Raw genomic sequence first — 638 nt, 5'->3', positions numbered from 1 at the left:
GAAAAAGCCGACAATTCGGTGGTTCGGCACACGCTCTCAACCCAAGTCCGACTCACAATGAGTCGTTAACTCATTCATCTCAAAATCATTTAGGTATAACGCACAAATTGTCGAGGAGACGCCTTGGCGAGTTACACATATGTGCTACGATGCGGTTAATGTTAAGTGATAAATGCTGAACCTTAATGAAAGTGTTAAAAATTGCCGCCATTGCGGTCGCACTCGTTGCGGGATTCTACGCCCCGACGCTGCTCAAGAGTTTCTCTTCTTCCTCGACAGTCAAACCACTTGATGAGTACTGCCTGCGCTCGACAACGGCATGTGTCCAACAAGGTGTCACTATGACACTCAATGTCGATAATGCTCAGCCCCTTGTTCCTGCTAAATTCGATGTCGAATGGAACAAAAGTGACGCAGAGCAGTTGGTTCTGAGCCTTTCAGGAAGAGAAATGGAAATGGGTGAGCCGAAGTTTCTCCTCAAGAAAATAGCACCTGGAAAATACTCTGGCGAAGTCGTGTTGCCCGTTTGCACTCAAGCATCGATGACGTGGGTCGGAGAACTGACCGACGGACAATCCACCATCTATCCCGCCATCAAAATGCAAAGATAAGGAATCGTTATGAGCCGCAATTGGTCT

Annotated in this window: 1 protein-coding gene; it reads left to right on the top strand. The window is 47.5% G+C overall.

Annotated elements, in window-relative coordinates:
• The first annotated feature begins 185 nt into the window (after nt 1-185).
• On the top strand, nt 186-611 hold the full coding sequence (locus R7O13_RS28130; protein WP_318305354.1) for a hypothetical protein: 426 nt from the start codon (nt 186-188) through the stop codon (nt 609-611).
• Nucleotides 612-638: the final 27 nt, after the last annotated feature.

This window comes from Vibrio sp. Y176 (genome assembly GCF_033438945.1).
The sequence above is the reverse complement of the archived record's forward strand: the minus strand, read 5'-3'. Positions and strand labels throughout refer to the sequence as shown.

What these genes read in the sequence shown, in the direction of transcription:
- R7O13_RS28130 (WP_318305354.1), top strand. Translation starts at nt 186, where the DNA reads ATGAAAGTGTTAAAAATTGCCGCCATTGCGGTCGCACTCGTTGCGGGA.